This is a genomic window from Enterobacter cloacae complex sp. 2015409, from assembly GCF_041365315.1.
Classification (GTDB): domain Bacteria; phylum Pseudomonadota; class Gammaproteobacteria; order Enterobacterales; family Enterobacteriaceae; genus Enterobacter; species Enterobacter pseudoroggenkampii.
Genome location: NZ_JBFTVM010000001.1, coordinates 129275 through 147568, shown reverse-complemented (window position 1 = coordinate 147568; position 18294 = coordinate 129275). Strand labels below are relative to the sequence as shown.

The following is an 18294-nucleotide window of genomic DNA, read 5'->3' as shown; positions in this document are numbered from 1 at the left end:
ACGACACAATGAGTCGTCCTATACTACGCCGTGAATCCCGCTTTGTCGCCCGCCGGTTTAATGATGTTTTGGCGCGTTAACCCCAAGCCAGTCGAGTATCCCTTGCGCCGCATGACGCCCTTCCGCCATGGCGGTCACCACCAGATCCGCGCCGCGTACCGCATCGCCCCCGGCGAAGATCTGCGGGTTAGTCGTCTGGTAACGGTAACGGCTCTCGACGGAGGCAACGATCCGCCCCCAGTCATCCGTTTCGACACCCTGCGCCTGCAGCCACGGCATCGCGTGCGGGTTAAAACCAAACGCCATGATGACTGCATCCGCGGCCATCACGAACTCACTGCCCGCCACGGGAACCGGTCGCCGCCGTCCCTGCGCATCCGGCTCTCCGAGCTCGGTACGCAGCATCCGGATACCGTTGACCTTACCGTTCGGATCCAGCGTCAGCTCAACCGGCTGGACGTTAAATTCAAACGCCGCGCCCTCTTCTCTGGCGTTCTTCACCTCTTTCTTCGAGCCCGGCATGTTGGCCTCATCCCGACGATAGGCGCAGGTCACCTTCGCCGCACCGTGGCGTAACGCGGTGCGGACGCAGTCCATGGCGGTATCGCCCCCGCCAAGCACCACCACGTTTAAGCCATGGGTGTCGATGAACGGTTCGCTGGCCGTCGCCTCCAGCCCCATAACATGCCGCGTGTTGCCCACCAGGAAAGGCAACGCGTCATAGACCCCTGGCGCGTCTTCATGCGGGATACCCGCCTTCATCGAACGATAGGTTCCCACGCCAATAAACAGGGCGTCGTAATCGTGCTTTAACTGCGACATCGACACGTCCTGGCCCACCTCGCAGTTCAGCTCAAAGCGGATCCCCATCGCGGTAAATATCTCTCTGCGCCGCGCGAGCAGCGATTTGTCCAGCTTAAAAGCCGGGATGCCGAAGGTTAGCAATCCACCGATTTCCGGATGTCGGTCATAGACCGTCACGCTCACGCCGCGACGCGCCAGCACGTCGGCGCACGCCAGCCCGGCAGGCCCCGCGCCGACAATCGCGACACGTTTATCTGTCGGCGTGACGGCGGACATATCCGGCCGCCAGCCCATCGCCAGCGCCCGATCGGAGATATAGCGCTCGATGTTACCGATGGTCACGGATCCCGCCGCTTCACGTATTGTGCAGGCACCTTCGCATAATCGGTCCTGCGGGCAGACGCGGCCGGTAATTTCAGGTAAACAGTTGGTCTGATGAGAAAGCTCGACCGCGCCGGCGATATCACCCGCGTTGAGGCGCTCAATCCACTGTGGGATGTGGTTATGCAGCGGGCAGGTCCATTCGCAAATGCTGTGCTCTCCGCATTTCAGGCAGCGCGACGCCTCGCGGGCGGCCTGCCCGTCCCGGAACGGAAGGTAAATTTCGTTAAAATGGCTTACGCGCTCTGCGGCAGCCAGTTTATCGGGCTCGCCGCGTGGCGCCGTCCCCTGCATCTGCTGCAGTTTGGTGCGCGGAGCATCTTCTCCGACGGCCTCCGCATGCCAGGGCTGCGCCTCCAGGCAGGCCGTGCGCTGTCGGCGCGATTTCGCCAGATGATCAAGGACAGCAGGCGTCGCCAGTGAGAGGACATCTGCCGGGCAATTTTCGATACAGGCCGGGCCGTGTGGCCGCGTCAGACAGAGATCGCATTTATTCGCCGAGGCCTTCACGCTGCCGTTGTCGAGCGGGGTGACGATAATCTCCATCGTGCCAAACGGGCAGGCCACCACGCAGGCCTTACAGCCGATGCATTTTTGTTGATTCACCTGTACGCTGTCATCGCATTTGCTGATGGCACCGTTCGGGCAGCTTTGCGCGCAGGGTGCATTTTCACAATGATGACAGGTCACGGGGCTGCTCTTCTCACCGGATCTCAGGACCGTAATACGGGGATGAAAATGGCGCTCGCTCAGGACATGCTGCTCATCGTTGTGCGCCATCACGCAGGCCACTTCGCAGGCGCGACACCCAATGCACTGCTGGCTGTTAGCCATAATAAAACGATTCATAACCACACCTGTTTTTGGTTCAATAACCTTTCTTTTTATAAGAGTATGGTATTTACGCATCACGGCGCGATCGGGCAATGTTCAAATGCCCGGAATGCCCAATTATTTCCAGTGAACCTGTGGCAGATCAATTTTATTCAGAGAGCCGTTCTGTGACCGTTAAACGACCCGTTTCCGGAAGCCTTGCCTGGGCTTTCTTTTCGATCATTGTCTTATCCGTGCTGACCAGCACCGTCGCGCTGCTGACGCTGGCCAGCAGCCAGCGTGACGCCGAAGCCATCAATATCGCCGGCTCGCTGCGCATGCAGAGCTATCGTCTGGGCTACGAGATGCAGCGCAACAGCCCTTCCCTTGCCGCGCATCGCGAGAGCTGGCAACAGACGCTGAGCGCGCCTGCCTTGCAGAAGCTGAACCGCTGGTACGTTCCGGACAATGTTAAAGCGCGCTACCAGCAGTTGCATGTGGCCTGGCAGGAGATGGATGCTCACATCGCCCGCGGCGACAGCGCGTGGTATCAAACCCATATTGAGGATTTTGTCGGCCGCATTGATGCCTTTGTGCTCGCCCTTCAGCACTACACCGAACATAAAATTCAGACGGTGACCCTGCTTTCCCTGGCAGGCGCTCTCGGGATCCTGCTGCTGACGCTGTTTACCCTGCGACGCATCCGTCGCCAGGTGGTGGTGCCGCTTAACAATCTGGTGGCGGCCAGCGAACGGGTTGAGCGCGGGGAATTTGCAACCCCGGCGCCGGATTCCGCCCTGCCGAATGAGCTGGGCCAGCTCTCCCGCGCCTTCAACCATATGTCCGCCGAATTAGATACGCTCTACCGTTCGCTTGAGGCTTCGGTCGCGGAAAAAACGCGGCACCTGCACGAAGCCCACCAGCAGCTCGACATGCTGTTCAAGTGCTCGCAGGCGCTGAATACCGGCCAGATAGACAGCCACTGTTTCCGGCATATCCTGCAGATTGTCCATGACTATACGCAGATGAATTATCTGGAGCTGCGCACCAGCGACGACTGGCGGCTGTGTGAAGGGAAGGAGTCCAGGGGGATCCCTCTACAAAACCTGCCGGTACTGATGCAGGACACCCTTTACGGCGAGCTGCGCTGGCAAAGCGAAACGGACAGCGTCCCCCTTCCGCTGATGAGAAGCGTGGCGACCATGCTCGGGCGCGGGCTGTACTTTAACCAGGCGCAAAAACATTACCAGCAGCTGCTGCTGATGGAAGAGCGCGCCACCATCGCCCGCGAGCTGCACGATTCGCTGGCGCAGGTGCTGTCGTATCTGCGCATTCAGCTTGCGCTGCTCAAACGCGCCGTGCCGGAGGAAAATACTCCGGCGCAGACCATCATCTCCGACTTCTCCCGCGAGCTGAACAACGCCTGGCAGCAGCTGCGCGAACTGCTCACTACCTTCCGCCTGACGCTGAACCACGCGAATTTACCCGCGGCGCTACAGGAGTCCCTCGACGTCCTGCAGAGCCAGACGCAGGCTAAGCTGCATCTCGACTGTCGCCTCTCCTCGCTGGCGCTGGACGCGCAAAAGCAGGTGCATCTTTTACAGATCGTGCGTGAGGCCGTGCTGAACGCCATTAAGCACGCGCAGGCCAGCGAAATCGCGGTGAACTGCGTGACGGCAGCGAACGGTACGCACTGCGTCAGCATTCGTGACAACGGGATCGGAATTGGCGAGGCCAGCGAGCCGCCGGGACACTACGGGCTGAACATTATGCGTGAACGCGCGCAACGGCTTGGGGGAACACTACACTTTTCACAGCCGCAAAACGGCGGCACGCTGGTCAGCGTGACGTTCCCGGTGCCCACACCGTTAACAGGTAAATAACGGTAAAGGGGCAAGCGCAGGGAAAAGCGCATGATAATTTACATTATCTCCTTTATTTCTCCACGTTTGACCTGGCCCTTACCGCTAAAGTTATGCGGGCAATAAACAATAATGACGTGCAGCAAAACGAGGTCACACTTTCATGGCGAATTTCTTCATCGATCGCCCCATTTTTGCCTGGGTGCTTGCCATCCTGTTGTGTCTGACAGGTGTCCTGGCGATTACTTCACTTCCCGTTGAGCAATACCCCGACCTGGCACCGCCGAACGTGCGCGTCACCGCCAACTATCCCGGCGCGTCGGCACAAACGCTGGAAAATACCGTGACGCAGGTTATCGAGCAGAACATGACGGGTCTGGATAACCTGATGTACATGTCCTCGCAAAGTAGCGCCACGGGTCAGGCGACGGTGACCCTGAGCTTTAAGGCGGGTACCGATCCGGACGAAGCGGTACAGCAGGTCCAAAACCAGCTGCAGTCGGCCATGCGCAAGCTGCCCCAGGCGGTGCAGAACCAGGGTGTGACCGTGCGTAAAACCGGTGATACCAACATTTTGACCATCGCCTTTGTTTCGACAGATGGCTCGATGGATAAACAGGACATCGCGGACTACGTCGCCAGTAATATTCAGGATCCTATCAGCCGGATTAACGGCGTCGGAGATATCGACGCCTACGGCTCACAATACTCGATGCGTATCTGGCTCGATCCCAACAAGCTGAACAGCTACCAGATGACGGCAACCGACGTGACGGATGCCATTAAAGCCCAGAACGCCCAGATTGCGGTGGGGCAGCTGGGGGGAACGCCTTCCGTTGATAAGCAAGCTCTGAACGCCACCATCAATTCGCAATCCCTGCTGCAGACGCCGGACCAGTTCCGCAACATCACCCTGCGCGTGAATCAGGACGGGTCGGAAGTGCGTCTCGGCGATGTTGCCACGGTGGAAATGGGGGCGGAGAAATACGACTACCTGAGCCGCTTTAACGGCAATCAGGCCTCCGGCCTGGGGATTAAACTGGCCTCCGGCGCGAACGAAATGGCGACGGCGAAACTGGTGTTAGATCGTCTGGACGAGCTGTCGCAGTATTTCCCGCACGGGCTGGAGTATAAAGTCGCCTATGAAACCACCTCCTTCGTTAAAGCGTCGATTGAGGACGTGGTGAAGACCCTGCTGGAAGCCATCGCGCTGGTGTTCCTGGTCATGTACCTGTTCCTGCAAAACTTCCGCGCGACGCTGATCCCCACCATTGCCGTCCCGGTAGTGCTGCTGGGGACCTTTGCGGTGCTCTACGCCTTCGGGTACAGCATTAATACCCTGACGATGTTTGCCATGGTGCTGGCGATTGGCCTTCTGGTGGATGATGCCATCGTGGTGGTTGAAAACGTCGAGCGCATCATGAGCGAAGAAGGACTCACTCCGCGCCAGGCGACGCGCAAATCCATGGGGCAAATTCAGGGGGCGCTGGTCGGGATTGCGATGGTGCTGTCGGCCGTCTTTATCCCGATGGCCTTCTTTGGCGGCACCACCGGGGCGATTTACCGTCAGTTCTCGATAACCATTGTCTCGGCGATGGTGCTCTCCGTGCTGGTGGCGCTGATCCTCACCCCCGCGCTGTGCGCCACCATTCTGAAACCGCTGCACAAAGGGGAGCATCACGGTCAGAAAGGCTTCTTCGGCTGGTTTAACCGGATGTTCAACCGCAACGCCGCGCGGTATGAATCTGCCGTCGGTCACGTACTGCACCGCAGCCTGCGCTGGATGATGATTTACGTTGTGCTACTGGGCGGCATGGTCTGGCTGTTCCTGCACCTGCCCACCTCGTTCCTGCCGATGGAAGACCGGGGGATGTTCACCACCTCGGTGCAGCTTCCGAGCGGCGCAACGCAGCAGCAGACGCTGAAAGTGGTCCAGAAAGTGGAACAGTACTTCTTCACCAAAGAGAAAGATAACGTGGTGTCGGTCTTCTCTACCGTCGGATCCGGTCCGGGCGGGAACGGGCAGAACGTCGCCCGCATGTTCGTCCGCCTGAAGGACTGGGACGAGCGCGATACCAGAACGGGAACGTCATTTGCCATCATTGAACGTGCGACCAAAGCTTTTGCGCATATCAAAGAGGCGCGCGTCTTTGCCAGCAGTCCGCCGGCGATAAGCGGCCTGGGCAGTTCCGCCGGGTTTGATATGGAGCTGCAGGATCACGCCGGGGCGGGCCACACGGCGCTGATGGCGGCACGCGATAAGCTGCTAGCGCTGGCGGGCAACGATCCGGGCCTGACCCGCGTTCGCCATAACGGCCTTGATGATAGTCCGCAGCTCCAGGTGGATATCGATCAGCGTAAGGCGCAGGCGCTGGGCGTCTCGATCAACGATATCAATGACACCCTGCAGACGGCGTGGGGCTCGAGCTATGTGAATGACTTTATGGACCGCGGCCGCGTGAAAAAAGTGTATGTCCAGTCCGCCGCGCCGTTCCGCATGCTGCCGGATGATATCAACCGCTGGTTTGTCAGAAATAATGCTGGCGGCATGGTGCCGTTCTCCGCCTTTGCTAATTCGCACTGGGAGAGCGGCTCGCCGCGCCTGGAGCGCTATAACGGCTATTCTGCGGTTGAAATCGTCGGGGAAGCCGCGCCGGGCGTCAGTACCGGTACTGCCATGGACACCATGGAAAAACTGGTGCAGCAGCTGCCCGCCGGTTTTGGTCTCGAGTGGACGGCCATGTCTTACCAGGAGCGTCTCTCCGGGGCGCAGACCCCTGCGCTTTATGCGCTTTCGCTGCTGGTGGTCTTCCTCTGCCTTGCCGCACTGTATGAGAGCTGGTCGGTCCCGTTTTCGGTCATGCTGGTGGTGCCCCTTGGGGTTATCGGTGCGCTGCTGGCGACCTGGATGCGCGGCCTGGAGAACGATGTCTACTTCCAGGTGGGCCTGCTCACCGTCATTGGGCTGTCGGCGAAAAACGCCATTCTGATCGTTGAGTTTGCCAACGAGATGAATGCCAAAGGCCACGAGCTGATGGCCGCTACGCTGCACGCCTGCCGTCAGCGCCTGCGTCCGATCCTGATGACGTCGCTGGCGTTTGTCTTTGGTGTTCTGCCAATGGCAACCAGCACGGGCGCGGGCTCCAGCAGCCAGCATGCGGTCGGGACCGGGGTGATGGGCGGCATGATTTCGGCCACCATTCTGGCCATTTACTTCGTTCCGCTGTTCTTTGTGCTGGTGCGTCGCCGCTTCCCGCTGAAGGAACGTCCTGAGTAAGTGGTTGAAATAAAAAAAGGCGGCTTTATCGGCCGCCTTTTTATTGTGTGATTAATTCACACTATGGTTATTTTACTTATTTTAGTGCTCTTGCAATTCTTACTGAATGTCATTTACGAAGCATGCCTTCGATAAAATCTTTCCAGTTCCCCAGTTCACGTTCAATCATAACAACCTCTCTTATTATTATGCGCATTCTACAAAAACGTACCATCATTGTGAAGACTATTTAACCAATTGCTGTGATTGTACCCCACGTCCTGCGGGGATTTATGATAAATATGAACGGAGAGCCCTCAATTTTTTGTGACGGCCAGCAATATTTTGAAATAACCCTACGGACGGGTGAGTTTTATTTTATTGGCTGACTTTATTGGGTTTTTAAAGTTTATGGACATCTATGCTTAAATGATGAAAGAATATTCAGCGTACAGTTGTGAGTCGAATTAAGAAGACACATTAATCCAGACGATTCCTGAATGTGTTATATTCCACTTAAGGATATATCTTCGAATTTACTGAACATTTAATTATCAGAACATCAAAAGGATTCACCATGGTTGTGATGTACGGCATTAAAAATTGCGACACCATCAAAAAAGCCCGCCGCTGGCTGGAAGCAAACAGCGTGGAGTACCGCTTCCACGATTACCGTGCCGATGGGCTCGATGCAGAATTTCTGCATAGCGCTATTCGCGAACTGGGCTGGGAAGCCCTGCTGAATACCCGCGGTACCACCTGGCGTAAACTGGACGACTCTCTGCGCGCCAGCATCAAAGATGCCGACAGCGCGGCAAAACTGATGCTCGAGATGCCGGCAATTATCAAACGCCCATTGCTCTGCGCGCCAGGGCAGCCTATGCTGCTGGGTTTCAGTGAAACCCTTTATTCCGACTTTTTTCGTTGAGGTGTAGTTTATGTCATGCCCGGTCATTGAGCTGACTCAGCAGCTTATTCGCCGTCCTTCCCTTAGCCCGGACGACGCAGGTTGTCAGGCTCTTATGATTGAACGCCTGCGTGCCATCGGTTTTACCGTTGAACACATGGATTTTGGCGATACCCAGAACTTCTGGGCGTGGCGCGGCCAGGGTGAAACGCTGGCCTTTGCCGGGCATACTGACGTCGTTCCCGCAGGTGATGCGGATCGCTGGATTAACCCGCCGTTTGAGCCGACCATTCGCGATGGCATGCTGTTTGGTCGCGGCGCGGCAGACATGAAAGGCTCTCTGGCGGCGATGGTCGTGGCGGCAGAGCGCTTTGTGGCGCAGCATCCGAACCACAAAAACCGTCTCGCGTTTTTGGTCACCTCCGACGAAGAAGCCAGCGCGCACAACGGTACCGTGAAGGTCGTTGAAGCGCTGATGGCGCGCAACGAGCGTCTGGACTACTGCCTGGTCGGTGAGCCGTCCAGTACCGAAGTGGTGGGTGATGTCGTCAAAAACGGGCGCCGTGGCTCGCTGACCTGTAACCTGACCATTCACGGCGTTCAGGGGCACGTTGCGTATCCGCATCTGGCCGATAACCCGGTACATCGCGCTGCGCCGATGCTGAACGAGCTGGTGGGCATCGAGTGGGATAAAGGCAACGAATTCTTCCCTCCAACCAGCATGCAGATTGCGAACGTCAAGGCCGGGACCGGCAGCAACAACGTGATCCCGGGTGATTACTTCGTCCAGTTTAACTTCCGCTTCAGCACCGAACTGACCGATGAGATGATCAAGGCGCGCGTTATCGCCCTGCTGGAAAAATATCAGCTGCGCTACACCGTGGAGTGGTGGCTTTCCGGCCAGCCGTTCCTGACGCAGCGCGGTAAGCTGGTGGATGCGGTGGTGAACGCCATCGAGCACTATAATGAAATTAAGCCACAGCTGCTGACAACGGGTGGCACTTCAGACGGACGCTTTATCGCCCGTATGGGCGCCCAGGTTGTCGAACTGGGGCCAGTAAACGCAACCATTCATAAAATAAATGAGTGTGTCAATGCGGCAGATTTGCAACTGCTGGCCCGTATGTATCAACGTATTATGGAGCAAATCGTCGCCTGACGAACGCTCTGAGAGGAATAGCGAATGGATTGGCTTTCAAAGTACTGGTGGATTCTGGTGTTGGTTTTTCTGGTTGGCGTATTGCTGAACGTGATTAAAGACCTTAAGCGCGTGGACCATAAAAAATTTCTCGCCAACAAACCGGACCTTCCCCCGCACCGTGATTTCAACGACAAGTGGGACGATGACGACGACTGGCCGAAGAAAGACCAGAAGAAGTAATCGGTCTGTATCCCCTCTCCTGTAGAGAGGGGATAACCTCACATAAACTCAACAATATCATCATTATCCGGCTTACCGCCGCTGAGCGCTTCATCAAAGTAGTGCTTCGGTACGGTATAGCGCAAACGATCGAGCGCGAACTGCATGCTCCGGTCGTCGATGGCGTGGCCCAGATCGTCAACGATATCCAGCGTCACATCCCCACCTTCGCGAATCAACGCTTCCTGGGCAGCAACCGCATGCGAGAGCTCGATCACCCGGTCTTCGCCGCCGTGGATCAGGTGGATCGTGGTCTGCGTGGTTGCGCTTGTCGGTAACGTCGCAAAACGGCCGTTAAACGCGATCACCCGTGAAACCAGACCCGGCTGCGCTTTAACGCTTTCCAGCGACATGATTGACCCCTGCGAGAAGCCAATCAACGCGGTCGCGTCGGCACCCACGCCGCTCTGCTGTTGCCAGTAGCGGACGATATCGATAAAGGTCGGCATGATGGCATCAATGCGCGCCTGACGGTTCTCTTCCGTCACGCCCTGAACCGAGAACCACTGGCGCCCGTTCGGCCCGCATGGCTGTACGCCACCGATGCTGACAATCAGCGCTTCGGGGAAAACGGGCGCAAACCAGCTGCCAATCTGACCCATATTGACGGCATTATCGCCAACCCCATGAAACAGAAGCAGTAACTGTTTAGCCGGTTTGTCAGGGCTTTGAACAACAAAATGGTCGTGTTTCATGGTGGTCTCCTTAATAGATGACCTGGATTCTACGCCTCCCGGCGGGAATGACCATGCCACTTTACTGAAGAAGTCATTGAAAAAATTGCCATTGCAAAATGGCTTCCTTCAACCGCTGGCAGCGCGGATAATCAAGGCTTTCAAGCGCTTGTGCGGTTTCACCGCGCAGCTTTGCCAGCAACGCTTTTCGCCCGACCTCATCCGCTTTTCCTGCCATTTTCCCCCGCAGGGCCGGAAGCGGCATATCAATGGTGAGCAACAACCGCGTCAGCGCGGCAACCGAGGTTGAAAACGCCCGATGGGCAAACGCAAACCCCGCCAGCTCCAGCCAGTCGTCACTATTAAGGGTAGCTTCCCAGCCGTCTTCCACCGGGATCTTTTCACCGTTCCGGGCCGACAGGACGCGCATATCCCGGCACAAACGCTGATGTTCCTGCGCGCACAGCTGACGCCCGGCTTCGCTCAGCGGCAGCAGCGCCATCGCCGTGTAGCAGCCGCTGCTGGCTTCCCGATGGCTCCCCATCCGCACCAGCACAAACCCACACTGCTGCCAGAAATGCCACAGCTCGTCGGTATAACCAAAACTCACCGACAGATAGTCTTCCCCGCTGGCGCTACGGATAAGCCGTTGCCCGATGCCTTCCCGCTGGCGCAGGGGGTGAACCGCAATGCGGCTAACCCGTCGCCCTTTCAGCGTCGCCGCGAGTGGCGATCCGCCGTGCGCCGCCAGCGACTGCGCCACGAGATTCCCGCGTGGACGCCGGTATCCCGCCCACACGGCGCGGCTAAGCTCAGGGGACAGCCCGCCCTCTTCCACCAGCCAGAGCGCGCCTGCAATCTCTGCCTCCGTTCCGGCAACAGCAAAGTGCTGGCCGGGCGCGTCCATCATCCGGCGTAAATCGAGCGGTGAAGTACGGTAGTGTGCAGCACACAGCAGTTCATAAACGCTTGCCACGCGTGCCGGGTCACTCTCCCACGTCCGCGGCGCCAGCGGCGTTATACGCACGTCGCCTTCCGGTTTGCGATCGATAAGCGCATCATCAAATAACAGTGCATTCGCCACGAATCGCTCAAGCGGGCATCCGGCAGCCCAGCGAATGGGGGTCGATAAGGCATAATGCCGCAATCCACTGAAACGAGCGCAGAACTTCAGCAGGAACCCCCTCCCCGTCCCCTCATAGCCCTGGACCGTGGTGGTTAACACTACGCGCGGAAAACGCGTCACCAGCTTCTCCAGCAGCGGACCAGGGATCGCAGCCGCTTCATCGACAATCAGCCAGTCAGCCTGATGTGAAGAGGCCAGCAGCGCGTCCGGAGCCATAAAGTGGAAATGCTCGCCCGCAAAGCGCGCAATGACATCCGTTGCCCCTTTAGCCGGTGCAGTGACCAACGCCCCCCCCTGAATGCGACTGAGCAGCATCCCCGCCAGCGCTGACTTTCCACGTCCGCGCGGTGCCGTTACGGCTGCAATGCCCGCAGGCATGGTCAGAAGCACGTCGAGGATCTCCGCCTGCTCGCGCTGCGGTGCGCCGCTGGCAGGCTGCCAGGCGGGTAAATCCGGCGCAACGGGAACGGACAAGGGACGATGCTGATGCCAGACAATCGCATCCGAATCGGCGGCAAGCGTCCGGCAGAAGTGGTGCACAAAGTGTGGAGTGGCGATCGGCTCCGCGCTGTCGCTCCAGCGCAACGAATCGCTGTCAGGCCTGTCGGCCCAGTCAGCAAGCGGCGGAACCCGCAGCACCAGAAGGCTTCCGGCGCTCAGCGTTCCGCTCAGGGCGGCAAACGCGGCGACATCAAACCCGGTGCTGGCGTCAAAAACGGCATGCCGGAACTCGCGTCCCAGCAGGCCGCTGATGGCTTTTGAAGGATGTTCGTCAAGCCTTACCCAGTCTCCGGGCAAGGCGTCACGCAGGGCAACCGCCTGGCTTAACGTCCACTGCGCCTCACCGCTGAGCACCACCAGCCGACGATGGCCGGTGCGCTCAAGCTCGCGTATCAGCTGATCAAACGCCAGCATTACATCGCTTTGCCGAAGGTATTACACTGCGCCGGGTCGCCGCTGTCGAAACCGCGTTTAAACCAGCTGTAGCGCTGCTGTGAGGTACCGTGAGTGAAGCTGTCCGGTACGACGCGCCCCTGGCTCTGCTGCTGAAGACGGTCGTCACCGATAGCCTGAGCGGCATTCAGCGCCTCCTCAAGATCGCCGGATTCCAGCACGCCCTGCTGCTGCATGCTGTGACCCCAGACGCCCGCGAAGCAGTCCGCCTGCAGCTCCATTTTGACGGACAGGCGGTTCACTTCCGCCTGAGACGCATTTTGCTGCAGCTGGCGTACTTTTGGCTCAATCCCCAGCAGCTTTTGCACGTGATGGCCAACCTCATGCGCGATCACGTAGCCCTGGGCAAAATCACCGTCGGCGCCAAGCTTGCGTTTCATGTCATCGTAAAAAGAGAGATCGATATAAACGGTACCGTCTGCCGGGCAGTAGAACGGCCCCATCACGGATTGCCCGGTGCCGCATCCGGTGCGGGTTGCCCCCCGGTACATCACCAGCTTCGGCTGCTGGTAGGTACGCCCCATTTTCTCAAACAGCTGACTCCAGGTGTCTTCTGTTGTGGCGAGAATAACGGAGGTAAATTTGGCCGCTTCATCTTCATTCGGGCTGATGGAGCGCTGAGAATGCTGCTGCTGTTGCAGCGGCTGACCCGTCATCAACCCGGTGAGGTCAACGCCGTAGTAACCCGCGACTAACACCACAATCAGCAGGATGATGCCGCCCTTGCCGCTGGGTAACCGGAAGCCGGGCCCCCCCATTGAAGGACCGCCACCACCATCACTGCGTCTGTCTTCTACATTGTCACTTTCACGACGCCCTTGCCAGCGCATAACCACCTCGAACTATTCCATTTATAATAGCTATGATCGTAGGCGGTTAACGGCAAGATTACCATAGGAAACAAAGGTAAGACGCCAAAGGATGCGAACATCCTTTGGCAGGTGAGGGAGTTAGTCGAGCTTAACGCCTAAACGGTGAGCAACCGCTTCGTACGCTTCAATCAGGCCACCCAGGCTCTGACGGAAACGGTCTTTGTCCATTTTATCCAGGGTTTCTTTGTCCCACAGGCGGCTACCGTCTGGTGAGAACTCATCGCCCAGCACCACTTCGCCTTTGAACAGACCAAACTCCAGCTTGAAGTCGACGAGGATCAGGCCCGCGTCATCAAACAGTTTTTTCAGCACGTCGTTGGCTTTATAGGTCAGCTCCTGCATACGCGCCAGGTTCTCTTTGCTCACCCAGCCGAAGGTTTCGCAGTAGGATTCGTTGACCATCGGGTCGTGCATGGCGTCGTTTTTCAGGAACAGGTCGAACAGCGGTGGGTTCAGTTCGATACCTTCTTCAATGCCGAGACGCTTCACCAGGGAGCCCGCCGCACGGTTACGAATAACGCACTCAACCGGAACCATATCCAGTTTTTTCACCAGACATTCCGTATCGGACAGCAACGCTTCCATCTGGGTCGGGATACCCGCTTCGGCCAGTTTGGTCATAATGAAGTGGTTGAACTTGTTGTTCACCATGCCTTTACGATCGAACTGCTCAATGCGTGCGCCATCCCCTGCTGACGTATCATTGCGGAACTCGAGCACCAACAGATCCGGGTTTTCCGTGCTGTATACGGTCTTCGCTTTGCCACGATACAACTCAGCTTGCTTCTGCATCTTCATTACTCCTGGTGTGATGATTTGTGTTCAAAACTGGGCATATTATGCCACGCACACGTTTGCGTGGCACGAAAATAAAAAGGGCTGGATTCACCAGCCCTCGTATTTATTTGCTGAATGCTGCCTGGAAGACAGCGACCAGCGCATCGTTCTGCGACTGGGTCAGCGTGTGACCTTTCGGATCGATAAACTGCAGGCTACTGCGGTTATCAAGGTCACCGACCTGAATTTTGTAGTCACCGGAGGCAAGCTGAGGATCTTTCGCGCCCAGTTCCTGCCATGCGCTGTCGGAGAGCGGCTTATAGGTTGCCGTCATGCTACCGGTTGAGCGGGTGCTGTCGGTCACTTTCATGCCCACTTTTTCCAGCGTCGCTGGCAAACGCTGCCAGGTCTGGTTAAACGGTGCACGAACCACCAGCATTGGCAGGCCGGTATCATCCGCACCGCTTTGCACATCGAAGGTCACACCGTTGCGGCTCTGCGCGGCGTTGGCGGCATCGGTCGCGGTTTTATCCAGACCCGCGGCAATCACGTTCAGCATTTCGGTGCTGTAACGCTGCAGGGACGCGGCATCCGCAACCGGTTTACCCGCCTGCTCCAGGTTCAACAGCTTAACGTTGACCGCCTGCTGGTAACCCTGTGGTTTTACGGAGACTTGATAACGACCGCGGTACTGCTGGTCTTCATCCAGACGGTTCCACTCGATCCAGTCGGTGGTTAACGTCTGGCTGGCGTCATCGCGTTTATCGATGGTGTAGTTCTTCGACTGAATGACGCTGACAACCTGCGGCCACAGCGTGCTACCGCGCGCGCTCTCAACCATCAGAGACGCCGTATCACCGGTGAACTGGGTACGCGCCCCGTTAACCAGCGCCAGAGGCTGTGCTGGCGGACGAATATCAAGCGCTTTACCGACCGGGCCGCTGCCGTTGGTCACGGGAATATTATAATCGCCGTTCTGAATCGGCAGGATCATACCAGCCGGTGCGTGAAGTTCAGCAAGCGGGGTCGCATCCAGATAGGATTCATCACCGCTCACCTGGCGCTTGTAGCGCGAGTCTGAACTACAGGCAGCGAGCAGCATAACAAGCGAAACACTCGCAACCTTCGCCAGGCGCGACTTCTGTACTGAATAAGCCATCAAATCTCCCTAAACTCTACAGCAAACCGGCATGCTTCAGCGCCGCCCTGACGATGTCACGACCGTGGTCGGTAATCGGTGTCATTGGCAGACGCAGCGTATCGGTTGCTACAAGCCCCAACTCCTTACATGCCCATTTCACTGGGATCGGATTGGGTTCGACAAATAATTTATTGTGCAGCGGCATCAAACGCTGATTAATGACGCGGGCTTCATCAAAGTGACCGGCTGCGGCCAGTTTGCACATTTCAGCCATATCGCGCGCCGCAACGTTTGCCGTTACGGAAATCACGCCATGGCCACCGAGCTGCATAAAGTCCAGCGCGGTCGCATCATCACCACTCAACAGGATAAAGTCGTCTGAAACCAGCTCTTTGATCTGATGAACGCGGCTTAAGTTCCCTGTCGCCTCTTTAATACCGATAATATTTTTTACTTCCGAGAGACGACCAACGGTTTCCGGCAGCATATCGCAACCGGTACGGGACGGCACATTATACAGAATTTGTGGCAAGTCAGTATGTTCAGCGATGGCTTTGAAGTGCTGGAACAAACCTTCCTGAGTAGGACGGTTGTAATAAGGGGTCACCGTCAGACAGCCAACGATGCCGCTGTCGTTAAAACGTTTGGTCAGGCTAATAGCTTCTGCGGTTGCATTAGCCCCTGTCCCCGCGATGACCGGAATACGTCCGTCAGCCAGTTCCAGGGTCAGCATCACTACATCGCCGTGCTCGTCGTGGCTCAGCGTTGCGGATTCACCGGTAGTCCCTACCGAAACGATCGCCGAGGTTCCATTGGCGACATGGTAATCAATGAGCTTCTTCATGCTTGACCGGCAGACATTACCTTTTTCATCCATCGGTGTAACAAGCGCGACAATACTTCCCGTGAACATGAGCCATCCTCTGTGCGAACAAGAGCCTCAATGTTACGTTTGGAACTGTAATAAAAGCAAGCGACCTGAGGCGCTCAGGCGGTTGTATGCATGTTTTTTTTATGCTTTCCTTAGGAAGACTTAACCATGCAAAGGAAGAACAGGTTTGACAACCTCATCACAACATTACCTGGTTATCACTGCGCTGGGTGCCGACAGGCCGGGTATCGTGAACACCATCACCCGCCACGTAAGCAGCTGCGGCTGTAATATCGAAGACAGCCGTCTGGCCATGCTTGGCGAAGAGTTCACATTTATTATGTTGCTTTCCGGGACATGGAACGCCATTACGTTGATTGAATCGACCCTGCCGCTGAAAGGCGCCGAGCTGGATTTGCTGATTGTCATGAAGCGCACCACGGCGCGACCGCGTCCGGCTATGCCTTCTACCGTCTGGGTGCAGGTTGAAGTGCCTGATTCTCCCCATCTGATAGAGCGCTTCACCGCGCTGTTTGACAGCCATCAGATGAACATTGCCGAGCTCGTTTCCCGCACACAGCCGGGCGACGCAAGCACGGTTCCCACGCTCTTTATTCAAATTACCGCGCACAGTCCTGCATCACAGGATGCGTCAAATATCGAGCAAGCGTTCAAAGCCCTCTGTACAGAATTAAACGCGCAGGGCAGTATAAGCGTCGTCAATTATTCGCAGCACGAACAGGATGGAGTTGAGTAATGAACCCACTGAAAGCCGGTGACATCGCACCGAAATTTAGCTTACCGGATCAAGACGGCGAGCAAGTAAATTTGACCGACTTCCAGGGACAGCGTGTTCTGGTCTATTTCTACCCGAAAGCCATGACCCCCGGCTGCACCGTACAGGCCTGCGGCTTACGCGACAACATGGACGAGTTGAAAAAAGTCGGCGTGGAAGTGCTGGGTATCAGCACGGATAAACCAGAAAAGCTGTCACGATTTGCTGAAAAAGAGCTGCTGAACTTCACGCTGCTTTCTGATGAAGACCATCAGGTGTGCGAGCAGTTCGGCGTCTGGGGCGAGAAGACGTTTATGGGTAAAACCTACGACGGTATTCACCGCATCAGCTTCCTGATTGACGCTGACGGAAAAGTTGAACACGTGTTTGACGACTTCAAAACCAGCAATCACCACGACGTGGTGTTGAACTGGCTGAAAGAAAGCGCCTGATAAACAGCAAAACGGCAACCCAGGTTGCCGTTTTTCGTGTTTTCCCCCTCTCCCCGTGGGAGAGGGTCGGGGTGAGGGCATCAGGCCGCTCAAAACTACTTCTCTTCCACCGCCGGCACATCCGGCCACGCGTGAACCACGGCTTTAATCAGCGTCGCCAGCGGAATGGCGAAGAACACGCCCCAGAACCCCCACAGCCCGCCGAAAATCACCACCGATAAGATAATCACCAGCGGATGCAGGTTCACCGCTTCGGAGAACAGCACCGGTACCAGCAGGTTACCGTCCAGCCCCTGAATAATCAGGTACACCGCGAAGCAGCTCCAGAACTCAGTCCCCAGCCCAAACTGGAACAGCGCCACGCCAACCACCGGAATGGTCACCACAAACGCGCCGATGTACGGAATCAGGACCGATAACCCCACCAGCACCGCCAGCAGCAGCGAGTAGTTCAGGCCGAAAATAAGGAAGCCAATCCAGGTGGCGACCCCCACGACAATCATCTCCAGCACCTTGCCGCGAATGTAGTTGGTGATCTGCTGGTTCATCTCTTCCCAGACCTGCCCCGCCAGCCCGCGGTTGCGCGGTAAAATACGGCGTACGGCGTTGAGCATCTGGTCTTTATCTTTCACCAGGAAGAAGACCATCAGCGGCACGAGCACAAGGTAAACCGCCAGCGTCAGCAGTCCGACCAGCGAAGCCAGAGAGTATTTCACCACCGAATCGCCCATCGTCATGATGCGGGCGCGCATATTTTCCGCCATCGCGTCGATAATCCCGGCATCCATCAGGGCCGGGTAACGGCGCGGCAGCGTGGCGGCAAAATCAGAAAGCTTGTTGAGCATGCCGGGCATATCGCGAATAAGGTAGATCCCCTGCTGCCAGGCAACCGGCATCACCACAAAGGCCATTAACAGCAGGATGCCGACAAACAGCACCAGCACGATGCTGGTTGCCCAGCGACGGGAACAGCCGATGTGCTCCAGGCGCGCCGTTGGCCACTCCAGCAGGTACGCCAGCACAATCGCCACCAGCAGGGGCGCGAGCAGACCGCTGAAGAAGAACAGAATACCGAACCCGGCAACCAGAATAACCAACAAAGCAATGGCTTCCGGGTCGCTGAACCGACGCCGGTACCACTGCATTAACATTTCGAGCATACAACCCTTCCCTGAATCGAATGGCGGGAGTGAGACGATGAATTGTATC

16 protein-coding genes are annotated in these 18294 nt (G+C 57.1%); 7 read left to right on the top strand and 9 right to left on the bottom strand.

Annotated features, from left to right (window positions below; all coding sequences use genetic code 11):
* Nucleotides 1–57 precede the first annotated feature (57 nt).
* Nucleotides 58–2034, bottom strand: a complete 1977-nt coding sequence (gene aegA, locus ACDO57_RS00660) for a formate-dependent uric acid utilization protein AegA (RefSeq protein WP_370883409.1) — start codon at nt 2032–2034, stop codon at nt 58–60.
* A gap of 152 nt (nt 2035–2186) precedes the next feature.
* Here aegA and narQ point away from each other — a divergent pair, with 152 nt between their 5' ends.
* Both narQ and acrD read left to right on the top strand, forming a co-directional pair.
* Nucleotides 2187–3881: a nitrate/nitrite two-component system sensor histidine kinase NarQ gene (gene narQ, locus ACDO57_RS00655; protein ID WP_370883408.1), complete on the top strand. Its 1695-nt coding sequence runs from the start codon at nt 2187–2189 to the stop codon at nt 3879–3881.
* A 142-nt stretch (nt 3882–4023) separates the two neighbouring features.
* Nucleotides 4024–7137: a multidrug efflux RND transporter permease AcrD gene (gene acrD / locus ACDO57_RS00650; protein ID WP_370883407.1), complete on the top strand. Its 3114-nt coding sequence runs from the start codon at nt 4024–4026 to the stop codon at nt 7135–7137.
* Between the two features lie 109 nt (nt 7138–7246).
* Here acrD and ypfM read toward each other — a convergent pair whose 3' ends face one another.
* Nucleotides 7247–7306, bottom strand: coding sequence for a protein YpfM (gene ypfM / locus ACDO57_RS00645; protein ID WP_015572204.1), 60 nt, complete (start codon nt 7304–7306; stop codon nt 7247–7249).
* Between the two features lie 387 nt (nt 7307–7693).
* On the opposite strand from ypfM, the gene ACDO57_RS00640 reads away from it, so the two are divergent.
* Genes ACDO57_RS00640 through ACDO57_RS00630 form a run of 3 tightly spaced genes read left to right on the top strand, consistent with a single transcriptional unit; the run spans nt 7694 to nt 9404 of the window.
* On the top strand, nt 7694–8044 hold the full coding sequence (locus ACDO57_RS00640; protein WP_024907571.1) for an ArsC family reductase: 351 nt from the start codon (nt 7694–7696) through the stop codon (nt 8042–8044).
* Nucleotides 8045–8054: 10 nt separating this feature from the next.
* On the top strand, nt 8055–9182 hold the full coding sequence (gene dapE / locus ACDO57_RS00635) for a succinyl-diaminopimelate desuccinylase (RefSeq protein WP_370883406.1): 1128 nt from the start codon (nt 8055–8057) through the stop codon (nt 9180–9182).
* A gap of 24 nt (nt 9183–9206) precedes the next feature.
* Nucleotides 9207–9404, top strand: a complete 198-nt coding sequence (locus tag ACDO57_RS00630; protein ID WP_014171111.1) for a YpfN family protein — start codon at nt 9207–9209, stop codon at nt 9402–9404.
* Between the two features lie 38 nt (nt 9405–9442).
* Here ACDO57_RS00630 and ypfH read toward each other — a convergent pair whose 3' ends face one another.
* From ypfH to dapA, 6 genes are all read right to left on the bottom strand, one after another.
* On the bottom strand, nt 9443–10138 hold the full coding sequence (gene ypfH, locus ACDO57_RS00625; protein WP_370883405.1) for an esterase: 696 nt from the start codon (nt 10136–10138) through the stop codon (nt 9443–9445).
* A 73-nt stretch (nt 10139–10211) separates the two neighbouring features.
* Complete coding sequence (locus tag ACDO57_RS00620) at nt 10212–12158, bottom strand: tRNA(Met) cytidine acetyltransferase TmcA (protein WP_370883404.1); 1947 nt, start codon at nt 12156–12158, stop codon at nt 10212–10214.
* Nucleotides 12158–13027, bottom strand: coding sequence for a neutral zinc metallopeptidase (locus ACDO57_RS00615; RefSeq protein WP_023308754.1), 870 nt, complete (start codon nt 13025–13027; stop codon nt 12158–12160). The genes ACDO57_RS00620 and ACDO57_RS00615 overlap by 1 nt, the downstream gene beginning before the upstream one ends.
* A 120-nt stretch (nt 13028–13147) precedes the next feature.
* Nucleotides 13148–13861, bottom strand: coding sequence for a phosphoribosylaminoimidazolesuccinocarboxamide synthase (gene purC / locus ACDO57_RS00610; RefSeq protein WP_023332985.1), 714 nt, complete (start codon nt 13859–13861; stop codon nt 13148–13150).
* A 109-nt stretch (nt 13862–13970) separates the two neighbouring features.
* The gene (bamC, locus tag ACDO57_RS00605; protein ID WP_032646781.1) at nt 13971–15005 is read right to left on the bottom strand and encodes an outer membrane protein assembly factor BamC; all 1035 of its coding nucleotides are present in this window, start codon (nt 15003–15005) and stop codon (nt 13971–13973) included.
* A 16-nt stretch (nt 15006–15021) separates the two neighbouring features.
* The gene (gene dapA / locus ACDO57_RS00600; protein ID WP_008501633.1) at nt 15022–15900 is read right to left on the bottom strand and encodes a 4-hydroxy-tetrahydrodipicolinate synthase; all 879 of its coding nucleotides are present in this window, start codon (nt 15898–15900) and stop codon (nt 15022–15024) included.
* Between the two features lie 145 nt (nt 15901–16045).
* Between dapA and ACDO57_RS00595 the strand changes: the two genes are divergently transcribed.
* Nucleotides 16046–16615 carry a glycine cleavage system transcriptional repressor gene (locus ACDO57_RS00595; RefSeq protein ID WP_023325845.1) on the top strand — a complete coding sequence of 190 codons (570 nt, stop codon included), beginning with the start codon at nt 16046–16048 and terminating at the stop codon, nt 16613–16615.
* Nucleotides 16615–17085, top strand: a complete 471-nt coding sequence (bcp, locus tag ACDO57_RS00590; protein ID WP_008501635.1) for a thioredoxin-dependent thiol peroxidase — start codon at nt 16615–16617, stop codon at nt 17083–17085. The genes ACDO57_RS00595 and bcp overlap by 1 nt, the downstream gene beginning before the upstream one ends.
* A 95-nt stretch (nt 17086–17180) precedes the next feature.
* Here the strand turns inward: bcp and ACDO57_RS00585 are convergent, their stop codons facing one another.
* Nucleotides 17181–18245, bottom strand: coding sequence for an AI-2E family transporter (locus tag ACDO57_RS00585; protein WP_024907566.1), 1065 nt, complete (start codon nt 18243–18245; stop codon nt 17181–17183).
* Between the last annotated feature and the right edge of the window lie 49 nt (nt 18246–18294).

Bases quoted from the DNA above. Each gene is read 5' to 3' on its own strand.
- acrD (WP_370883407.1), top strand. From the start codon at position 4,024: ATGGCGAATTTCTTCATCGATCGCCCCATTTTTGCCTGGGTGCTTGCC.
- ACDO57_RS00615 (WP_023308754.1), bottom strand. From the start codon at position 13,027: ATGCGCTGGCAAGGGCGTCGTGAAAGTGACAATGTAGAAGACAGACGC.
- aegA (WP_370883409.1), bottom strand. From the start codon at position 2,034: ATGAATCGTTTTATTATGGCTAACAGCCAGCAGTGCATTGGGTGTCGC.
- ypfH (WP_370883405.1), bottom strand. From the start codon at position 10,138: ATGAAACACGACCATTTTGTTGTTCAAAGCCCTGACAAACCGGCTAAA.
- ACDO57_RS00640 (WP_024907571.1), top strand. From the start codon at position 7,694: ATGGTTGTGATGTACGGCATTAAAAATTGCGACACCATCAAAAAAGCC.
- purC (WP_023332985.1), bottom strand. From the start codon at position 13,861: ATGCAGAAGCAAGCTGAGTTGTATCGTGGCAAAGCGAAGACCGTATAC.
- ACDO57_RS00620 (WP_370883404.1), bottom strand. From the start codon at position 12,158: ATGCTGGCGTTTGATCAGCTGATACGCGAGCTTGAGCGCACCGGCCAT.
- ACDO57_RS00585 (WP_024907566.1), bottom strand. From the start codon at position 18,245: ATGCTCGAAATGTTAATGCAGTGGTACCGGCGTCGGTTCAGCGACCCG.
- dapA (WP_008501633.1), bottom strand. From the start codon at position 15,900: ATGTTCACGGGAAGTATTGTCGCGCTTGTTACACCGATGGATGAAAAA.
- bcp (WP_008501635.1), top strand. From the start codon at position 16,615: ATGAACCCACTGAAAGCCGGTGACATCGCACCGAAATTTAGCTTACCG.
- ACDO57_RS00630 (WP_014171111.1), top strand. From the start codon at position 9,207: ATGGATTGGCTTTCAAAGTACTGGTGGATTCTGGTGTTGGTTTTTCTG.
- bamC (WP_032646781.1), bottom strand. From the start codon at position 15,005: ATGGCTTATTCAGTACAGAAGTCGCGCCTGGCGAAGGTTGCGAGTGTT.
- dapE (WP_370883406.1), top strand. From the start codon at position 8,055: ATGTCATGCCCGGTCATTGAGCTGACTCAGCAGCTTATTCGCCGTCCT.